8 protein-coding genes, 1 tRNA gene and 1 rRNA gene are annotated in these 7,840 nt (G+C 43.3%); 7 read left to right on the plus strand and 3 right to left on the minus strand.

Annotation, left to right across the window (positions count from 1 at the left end; translation table 11 throughout):
- Together rrf and ACYQ4S_RS09690 are read left to right on the plus strand one after the other, a co-directional pair.
- Positions 1–115, plus strand: a 5S ribosomal RNA gene (rrf, locus tag ACYQ4S_RS09685).
- A gap of 32 nt (positions 116–147) precedes the next feature.
- Positions 148–220 (plus strand) — tRNA-Asn (locus ACYQ4S_RS09690).
- 134 nt (positions 221–354) lie between these two features.
- On the opposite strand, the gene ACYQ4S_RS09695 is transcribed toward ACYQ4S_RS09690, so the two are convergent.
- Together ACYQ4S_RS09695 and ACYQ4S_RS09700 are read right to left on the minus strand one after the other, a co-directional pair.
- Positions 355–651: a HesB/YadR/YfhF family protein gene (locus ACYQ4S_RS09695; RefSeq protein ID WP_459770849.1), complete on the minus strand. Its 297-nt coding sequence runs from the start codon at positions 649–651 to the stop codon at positions 355–357.
- 72 nt (positions 652–723) lie between these two features.
- Positions 724–1,842 carry an NADH-dependent flavin oxidoreductase gene (locus ACYQ4S_RS09700; RefSeq protein ID WP_459770851.1) on the minus strand — a complete coding sequence of 373 codons (1,119 nt, stop codon included), beginning with the start codon at positions 1,840–1,842 and terminating at the stop codon, positions 724–726.
- A 331-nt stretch (positions 1,843–2,173) separates the two neighbouring features.
- On the opposite strand from ACYQ4S_RS09700, the gene ACYQ4S_RS09705 reads away from it, so the two are divergent.
- Together ACYQ4S_RS09705 and ACYQ4S_RS09710 are read left to right on the plus strand one after the other, a co-directional pair.
- Positions 2,174–2,344 carry a hypothetical protein gene (locus tag ACYQ4S_RS09705; protein WP_459770853.1) on the plus strand — a complete coding sequence of 57 codons (171 nt, stop codon included), beginning with the start codon at positions 2,174–2,176 and terminating at the stop codon, positions 2,342–2,344.
- A 462-nt stretch (positions 2,345–2,806) separates the two neighbouring features.
- Positions 2,807–3,310, plus strand: a complete 504-nt coding sequence (locus ACYQ4S_RS09710) for a sugar O-acetyltransferase (protein ID WP_459770855.1) — start codon at positions 2,807–2,809, stop codon at positions 3,308–3,310.
- Between the two features lie 46 nt (positions 3,311–3,356).
- Here the strand turns inward: ACYQ4S_RS09710 and ACYQ4S_RS09715 are convergent, their stop codons facing one another.
- The gene (locus ACYQ4S_RS09715) at positions 3,357–4,097 is read right to left on the minus strand and encodes an SDR family NAD(P)-dependent oxidoreductase (protein WP_459770857.1); all 741 of its coding nucleotides are present in this window, start codon (positions 4,095–4,097) and stop codon (positions 3,357–3,359) included.
- Between the two features lie 343 nt (positions 4,098–4,440).
- Here ACYQ4S_RS09715 and ACYQ4S_RS09720 point away from each other — a divergent pair, with 343 nt between their 5' ends.
- The 3 genes from ACYQ4S_RS09720 (at position 4,441) to radA (ending at position 7,646) form a co-directional block, all read left to right on the plus strand.
- Entirely contained in the window at positions 4,441–5,547 is a 1,107-nt protein-coding gene (locus ACYQ4S_RS09720; RefSeq protein ID WP_459770859.1) for an ABC transporter ATP-binding protein, read from the plus strand.
- A gap of 209 nt (positions 5,548–5,756) precedes the next feature.
- On the plus strand, positions 5,757–6,251 hold the full coding sequence (locus ACYQ4S_RS09725) for a dCTP deaminase/dUTPase family protein (RefSeq protein WP_459770861.1): 495 nt from the start codon (positions 5,757–5,759) through the stop codon (positions 6,249–6,251).
- A gap of 24 nt (positions 6,252–6,275) precedes the next feature.
- Positions 6,276–7,646, plus strand: a complete 1,371-nt coding sequence (gene radA / locus ACYQ4S_RS09730; protein WP_346024238.1) for a DNA repair protein RadA — start codon at positions 6,276–6,278, stop codon at positions 7,644–7,646.
- The last annotated feature ends 194 nt before the right edge of the window (positions 7,647–7,840 follow it).

Here is a 7,840-nt window from a genome sequence, read left to right on the forward strand (position 1 = left end):
GCGGTGACGATGGCGGGAAGGATCCACCTGTTCCCATTCCGAACACAGCCGTTAAGCTTCCCAGCGCCGAGGATAGTGAAGGGTTTCCCTTTGTGAAAGCAGGACGTTGCCGTGCAGCTCTTTTTTTTTATAAAACATTCAAGTGATTCCGCAATAGCTCAGTTGGTAGAGCGCACGACTGTTAATCGTGTTGTCGCAGGTTCGAGCCCTGCTTGCGGAGTTTTTTTGGGTTGTACCCGTATTTAAGCAACGCCCTATTACATTTAGTTAGATAAATATTTAGAACACCCCCCTTGAGCTGCCAGTACAATATTGGATAGCTCAAGGGGGGTGTTTATATCCGATGAAATCGGATCAGTTTTCGTTGAAGTGATAGATTGGTTCATCTTTTTGTTCATCGTAGTCTACTTCAAGGTTATAGCGATTGAAAAACCAGTCATCTTGTGTTCCGGCAAAGTAAGTGATGCCGTTGATTTCAGTTTTTCCAAGAACATCATCTTCTGGCTGATCTACACTCATTCCTACCGAAAATCCCTCATGGACCTCAGTGCTGCCGTATGTTTTTCCGAAAAAACGGATGGCATCTCCTTTTTCCAGAAGGAGTTCTTTTTCAAACCACCTCACTGCTTTGTCTGTAATTATGATGTCCATTATCATGTTCCTTTCTATATGTGTTCATGTATTAGTGTATTCAGGCACAAATTTAGTATACCATGGTTTGATCTATAACTTATCAACGCGAAACCAGTTTGGTACCGTCGTAATCATTGACCAAAGTGGTTCAGGAATCAGGTATTCATGTTTCCTTGAGAAGTCTAGAGAAGAACGAATCGTTTGTTCTTTATTATCTTCAACTTTCTGTACCCATTTTGGATCCATGATCAGCTGTTTGCCTAAAGATACGAGATTAGCGTGTTGTAGAGCCTTCTCAGCATCTTCAGCTTTTCTTATAGCGCCAACGCTTATTAGCGGCACCCGTCCATCTACATATTGACCAATTTGATGAGGAACCTGGGTCTGATATTCTCGAAAGCCCACTAATGATGGCTGATAATAGTAGTTGACCGACAAATGGAGATAGTCAATGTTTTCAGTAATTAATGCATCAATCAAGTGGTACGTATCTGTCAGACGTATACCGGGCGTTTCGATTTCTTCAGGAGAAAAACGGTAACCTAGTAAGAAGCCTTCTGGCGCGTAATCGTTAATTATCGACTGGCATTCTTTGACGACTGCGATGGGAAAACGTAGGCGATTGGTCAAACTGCCTCCCCAGTCATCCTCTCTCTGATTCGAGTGAGGAGAAAAAAACTGCTGAAGCAGGTAGGTATTTGCACCATGTAACTCCACACCATCAAACCCTGCATCGATAGCACGTTTAACGGCTGTTCCAAATTGGCGGATGAGGATATGGATACCAGAATCAGTCAGCTCTTTAGGGGTGTCGGCCCATTGACGTTCAGCTCTGATTGGAGAAGGCGAAATCGGCTGTCTCCCTCCGGTGTACTGTTTCTGGCTCATACGTCCGCCATGATAAATCTGGAGAATCGCTTTTGAACCTTGAAGTTTAATGATTTGAGCCAGTCTACTCAACCCTTCAATGTGTTTATCTTTAGCAATACTCATCCCGTTCGGAAAGGCCTGGCCTTCTGACGCAATATAAGCACAGGCGGTGATGACAGCTCCAGGGCCCCCTGATCTGACCAAATAGTAAATCAGCTCTTCTTCAGTGACATATCCTTCAGAAGTACTGGAACTGGTGGTCATAGGTGCCATGAGTATACGGTTTTTTAAAGTGGTGCCATTGTTAAAAGTATATGGCTGTAAAAAAGAATAAGTCATTGTATTCGCTCCACTGGGATATACAGCAAAATAAAATAGTTTACTGTAAAAAAGTAAGGTCTTCTTTATTTTAGATTGAATATATAGGGATGTCAATTAACGTGAGATGAAGAAAAGATAAGAGGACTTCTTTGATAGTCTCATGAAGATACGTAAAAGAGGTTAGAGGTTAATTGAATGTTAAAGTAGCTGATAGCCTTGGTGTCTGTTTCTAATAATAATCCTCAAAATGTTGATTTAATAAAATGCATTAATTATACAATATTGTTTTTAATCGATAGAGTATGATATAGCAAAGGTTAGCATTCCGATAACTGAGGAGGGTATAAATATGTTTCGTACCAAAGAACTAGGCGTTCCTTCCGGTGCAGTTTTGAGTTTATTTATAGCAGGCTGCAAACAGACGAGAGAGGTTGAATATAAGAATCCGAATCTGGTTATCAACACGTTTACTCGCTCTTCAGGTACCTATGATCTTTCCCAATCACTAGATGATGTCTAAGGGAGAGCAGAAGTCGTCGTCAATGCAGGAATAAAAAGGGGGTAGTTTAGTTTGGTAATCATCTCAATGCATCTGATCCGGATGCTCGTATAACATCTACGTTGACTGAAGTTGGAATTATAGAAGTTTTTAAAGGAGGTACACTCACTGTTGTTGATCAGACAGCTATTACTGAGTTATATATCTGTCTAATGGAGAAGTAGCGACAATTAATCACCATGTCTCTATGGAAGAAGTCGTATGGGGTATCATCTTAAAACAGTCCGTTAACACGTCAAGATTGTTCACTGACTGTCATTTTATATTATCGTATAAGCTTATATCTAACAGCAACACTTTTGAAAGAACATGCGTTACAAAGTTATGTGTTAAAATAGAGCAAACATTACTAGCGGATACGGGGAAGGAACATGTTATGCGATCTGAAAAAGAAAAAAACAGAATAGTGAGCTGTACGACCCGGTGGATCAGGAGCTGGTCAAGGAACGGGAGCGAGCACACCGTTTGACACATATGTATAATCAGATCGAGGATGAACATGCCAGTGGTAAATGGATAAAAGAAATCTTTCAGACGATTGAAGGCCGAATTAAGGTTGAGCCGGGGTTGCGGGTTGACTATGGGTACAACATCCATGTTGGAGATCATTTCTATGCTAACTTTCACTGTATCCTGTTGGATGCCGGAGAAATCAGGATTGGGGAAAATGCACTACTTGGACCAGGGGTTTCATTAGTTACACCTGACCATCCTATGGATTCAAGTCAGCGATATGAAGGACTGGAATATGCCAAGCCGATAGTCATTGGAGATAACCGCTGGTTGGGAGCAGGAGCAACGGTAATCGGCGGAGTGACGCTGGGGGATAATGTTGTTGTAGGGGCAGGAGCTGTAGTCACAAGGTCATTTGGGGATAACGTTGTGCTTGCAGGAGTACCGGCCAGAGTTATCCGAACATTCACATAGAAAAGGATCAGACCCTTCTGCAGTGGTCTGATCCTTTTTCTAAACATTATTGAGAGGTATATCCGCCATCGACTGGCAGCGTGATTCCTGTCAGAAATTCATTTTCTGCTATAAAGACAACTGCATGGGCGATTTCTTCAGGCACACCCAGGCGGCCGATTGGATGTTTATCTACCAGATTATCATAGTATTCACCCAGTGCTTCTCTGTTTACCATACCGGACTCTACACCTCCTGGAGCAACGGCTGCACATCGGATATTGTCTTTTGCGTACTGGAGAGCCAGTGACTTGGTCATGAGAACAACCGCTCCTTTAGACGCATTGTAAGCATAGCCTGTCGGCTCACCGACGATGCCAAGAATGGAGGCACAGTTAATCACGACTCCGCCACCATTTTTTCTCATCTGCTGTACGGCATACTTGCTTCCGAAGAAGACGCCATCCTGGTTGATTTTAATAACTTTACTGTAGTCTTCATATGTCAGCTCGTGAGTTGCCCCTTGAGCACCGATTCCGGCATTATTGAACAGGACATCAACTGAACCATACGATTCTACTGTCTTGTCGATCAGTGCCTTGACTTCTGATTCATTCGATACATCTGCCTTGACGAACATGACGTCGCCTTTCTCGCTCAACCGGTCAGCGTGCTTCTGACCATCTTCTGCATTGTAATCACTTAATACGACTTTAGCGCCTTTATCAAGGAACGCTTCTACTGTAGCCAGACCGATTCCTGATGCGCCACCCGTAATGACTGCCACCTTGCCTTTTAAATCGAACATCCAACACACATCCTTATTCGTATTTTATTTCACAAACTCATTATACTATACCTGAATACATAATCAACAGGAAGTGCTTACATTGTTAATTTATCAAGGAAAGTTCAGAAAATGATGAATGATAGATACGATTGAATTACTTTAAACAATGTCTCCCATCATTTTGAAATGCTAGTTCCCTGTCATTTAGTCACTGTGCACAAAACGCTTACACTGATTTTGTGCACGTTTACATAGTGGGAGAAAAACGTTTCCATTACAATAGGTATTGTCAACTAATCAATGAATTTGATTCATTCTTACTGAGAATCAATATAATCTTAAACAGGAAAGGTGATTACCTATGGTAGAAATGGCAATGAAGAATATTTATAAACGTTACGACAACTCAGATGATTTTGCGGTATCTGATTTTGATATGAGAGTTAAAGACCGCGAATTTATCGTATTCGTTGGACCTTCTGGTTGTGGTAAATCCACAACACTTCGTATGATCGCAGGACTTGAAGAAATCACTGACGGAGAACTTTGGATCGGCGACACGATGATGAATGACGTCGCACCTAAAGACCGTGACATCGCGATGGTGTTCCAGAACTACGCGCTGTACCCGCACATGACTGTATTCGACAACATGGCATTTGGTCTTAAACTACGTAAATATAAAAAAGATGAGATTAAAGACCGTGTGGAAAATGCGGCAAGCATATTAGGGCTGACTGATTTTCTAGACCGTAAACCAGCTGCACTATCTGGTGGACAGCGTCAGCGTGTAGCTCTAGGACGTGCGATCGTTCGTGATGCTAAAGTATTCCTTATGGATGAACCTCTGTCAAACTTGGATGCTAAGCTGCGTGTAGCCATGCGTGCTGAAATTGCAAAACTTCACCAGCGTCTGAACACAACTTCAATCTACGTTACACATGACCAGACTGAAGCGATGACAATGGCTGACCGCATCGTTATCCTGAAAGACGGATTCATCCAGCAGATCGGAACACCTAAAGAAGTTTATGACACACCTGTTAATACATTCGTTGGCGGATTCATCGGATCTCCTGCGATGAACTTCTTTGATGTCACTCTTCAAGGGAACAAAATTTCCAACGGAGACGGATTAACCGTCGAAGTGCCTCAAGGGAAACTGAAAACTCTTAACGATAAAGGGTACAAAGATGGAGCTAAACTTGTATTTGGTATCCGTCCTGAAGACATCAAGAGTGAGCAGGTTGCACTGGATGCTTCTCCTGGAACAGTTGTCACATCGAAAGTAACTGTTTCTGAGCTTCTAGGAGCAGAAACAATGCTTTACTCACAAGTCGGCTCTCTTGAGTTTATCGCTCGAGTTGATGCTCGTGACTATCACACACCTGGTGAGAATGTTGACTTGGCCTTCGATATGGGTAAATCACACTTCTTCGATCCAGAAACTACTAACGTTATCCGTTAAGACGAGGTAAGGTTGGTCAATTAAATACACCCCCTTTTTTCCTCTCTGAATTACATATAATGTGTAATCAGAGAGGTTTTTTTTGTATATAAACTGGTCGTTTATAAAGCAGCGAATTTAGTGTAAAATAGACTTATTACACTATCATCTCAGAGTATGGAAAGGGGTCTGCAATCTGTTTCAGTTTAATCAAAGAAACAGGAGATATTATGACTAGAATTAGAGGATTTGAAATTGTAGATAAGTATAAAGATCAGGGGCTGAGCCTGCCTAAACGGGCAACAAAAGGATCTGCAGGGTATGATTTGACGGCTTCCCAGGATATTGTCATTCCGTCAGTATTTAAAGCTATGCAGACAGGAAATTTTGAAGGAAACCCGGTTGGTTCCACACTTATTCCGACAGGTGTCAAGGCGTATATGCCTGAAAATGAGTACCTGCTTCTGGCGAACCGGTCGAGCAATCCGATGAAGCGGCAGCTGGCTGTGCCTAATGGCATTGGGGTCATCGATTCGGACTATTACAATAACGACGGCAATGAGGGCGAAATTTTTGTTCAGATCATTAATTATGGCCTTGAAGATGTAGAGATCAAAAAAGGTGAACGAATTGCTCAGGGGATTTTCACTCAATACGAAACAGCAGATCAGGAAACAGATGACTTTTCAGTACGTACAGGCGGATTTGGATCAAGCGGAAGATAATTTCAGGCTGAAGGAGTTAATAGATTGGCAAAGAAGAAAGCAACGGTATTTGTATGTCAGAACTGCGGATATGAATCACCCAAGTATCTAGGGAAGTGTCCCAGCTGCGGCTCATGGAATCAGATGGTCGAAGAGAAGCTGCCGGATAAGACTGACAGCCGAAGCAGAGTGACGATCAGTGGAAAAACTTCCAAGGCTGAGCCGATCACTGACATTACAATCGAAAAGGAAGAACGGGTCAAGACTGACCTGACAGAATTCAACAGAGTCTTAGGCGGAGGAGTCGTTCCAGGATCACTCGTGCTGATCGGTGGAGATCCGGGAATCGGAAAATCGACTTTGCTGCTTCAGGTTTCTGCTCAGTTGAACCAGAATGGCGGAAAGGTCCTGTATGTATCAGGAGAGGAAAGTGCCTCTCAGATTAAGATGCGGGCTGAACGGCTCGAGCTGCGAGGTTCCGACTTTTATCTGTATGCTGAAACGGAAGTCAGTGCCATTCAGGAGACGATTGAAGAATTGAAGCCGGATTATGTGGTCATTGACTCGATCCAGACCATGCATCATGCCGGAATCGACAGTGCGTCCGGAAGTGTGTCACAGGTCAGGGAGTCGACGTCGACTTTAATGCAGATCGCCAAGATGAATGACATTGCGATTTTCATTGTCGGACACGTGACCAAGGAAGGGGCGATCGCCGGTCCACGTATGCTCGAGCATATGGTGGATACGGTGCTTTACTTTGAAGGCGAACGGCATCACACCTTCCGTATCTTACGTGCTGTCAAGAACCGTTTCGGCTCGACCAATGAGATAGGAATCTTTGAAATGAAAAATGGCGGACTGGAAGAAGTGCTCAATCCTTCCCAGCTCTTCCTGGAAGAAAGACTGTCCGGAGCAACTGGGTCAGCTGTCGTTGCTGCGATGGAAGGGACCCGGCCGATCCTGGTCGAGATTCAGTCTCTGATTTCTCCGACAGTATTCGGTAATGCTAAACGAACGGCAAGCGGGCTGGATTATTCACGTGTGTCGCTGATCATGGCTGTACTGGAAAAGCGTGCAGGTCTGCTTCTTCAGAATCAGGATGCCTACCTTAAAGCGGCAGGTGGCGTTAAACTGGACGAACCGGCAATCGATCTGTCCATTGCCATCAGTATCGCTTCAAGCTACAAGGAAAAAGAGACGCGTCCGACCGACTGCTTCATTGGAGAAATTGGGCTGACCGGAGAAATCCGTCGCGTCTCTAAAATTGATCAGCGGGTGAATGAGGCTGCCAAGCTTGGATTCAAACGGGTTTTTCTACCGAAAAACAATATGGACGGCTGGGACTTCCCTGAAAATATAGAAATTATAGGATGTACGACACTTGCTGATGCAATCAGACGCGCTTTTTCTTAAATTGAAAAAGCGCCATGCGTCAGTTTCAGCTGATCAGCTGTTATACTAGACTAATAGACAAAATAAAGGTAACTCCCAATAATCTATGAAAAATTATGTTTCCCAAATTTCTCGTTGCTCGTATGATGATTTCTGTCGATGAAGGTAATATAATCCAATCATTGTCTGGATTATACAGCTTTATAACAGATCCA

It is taken from the genome of Alkalibacterium sp. s-m-28 (assembly GCF_054658175.1).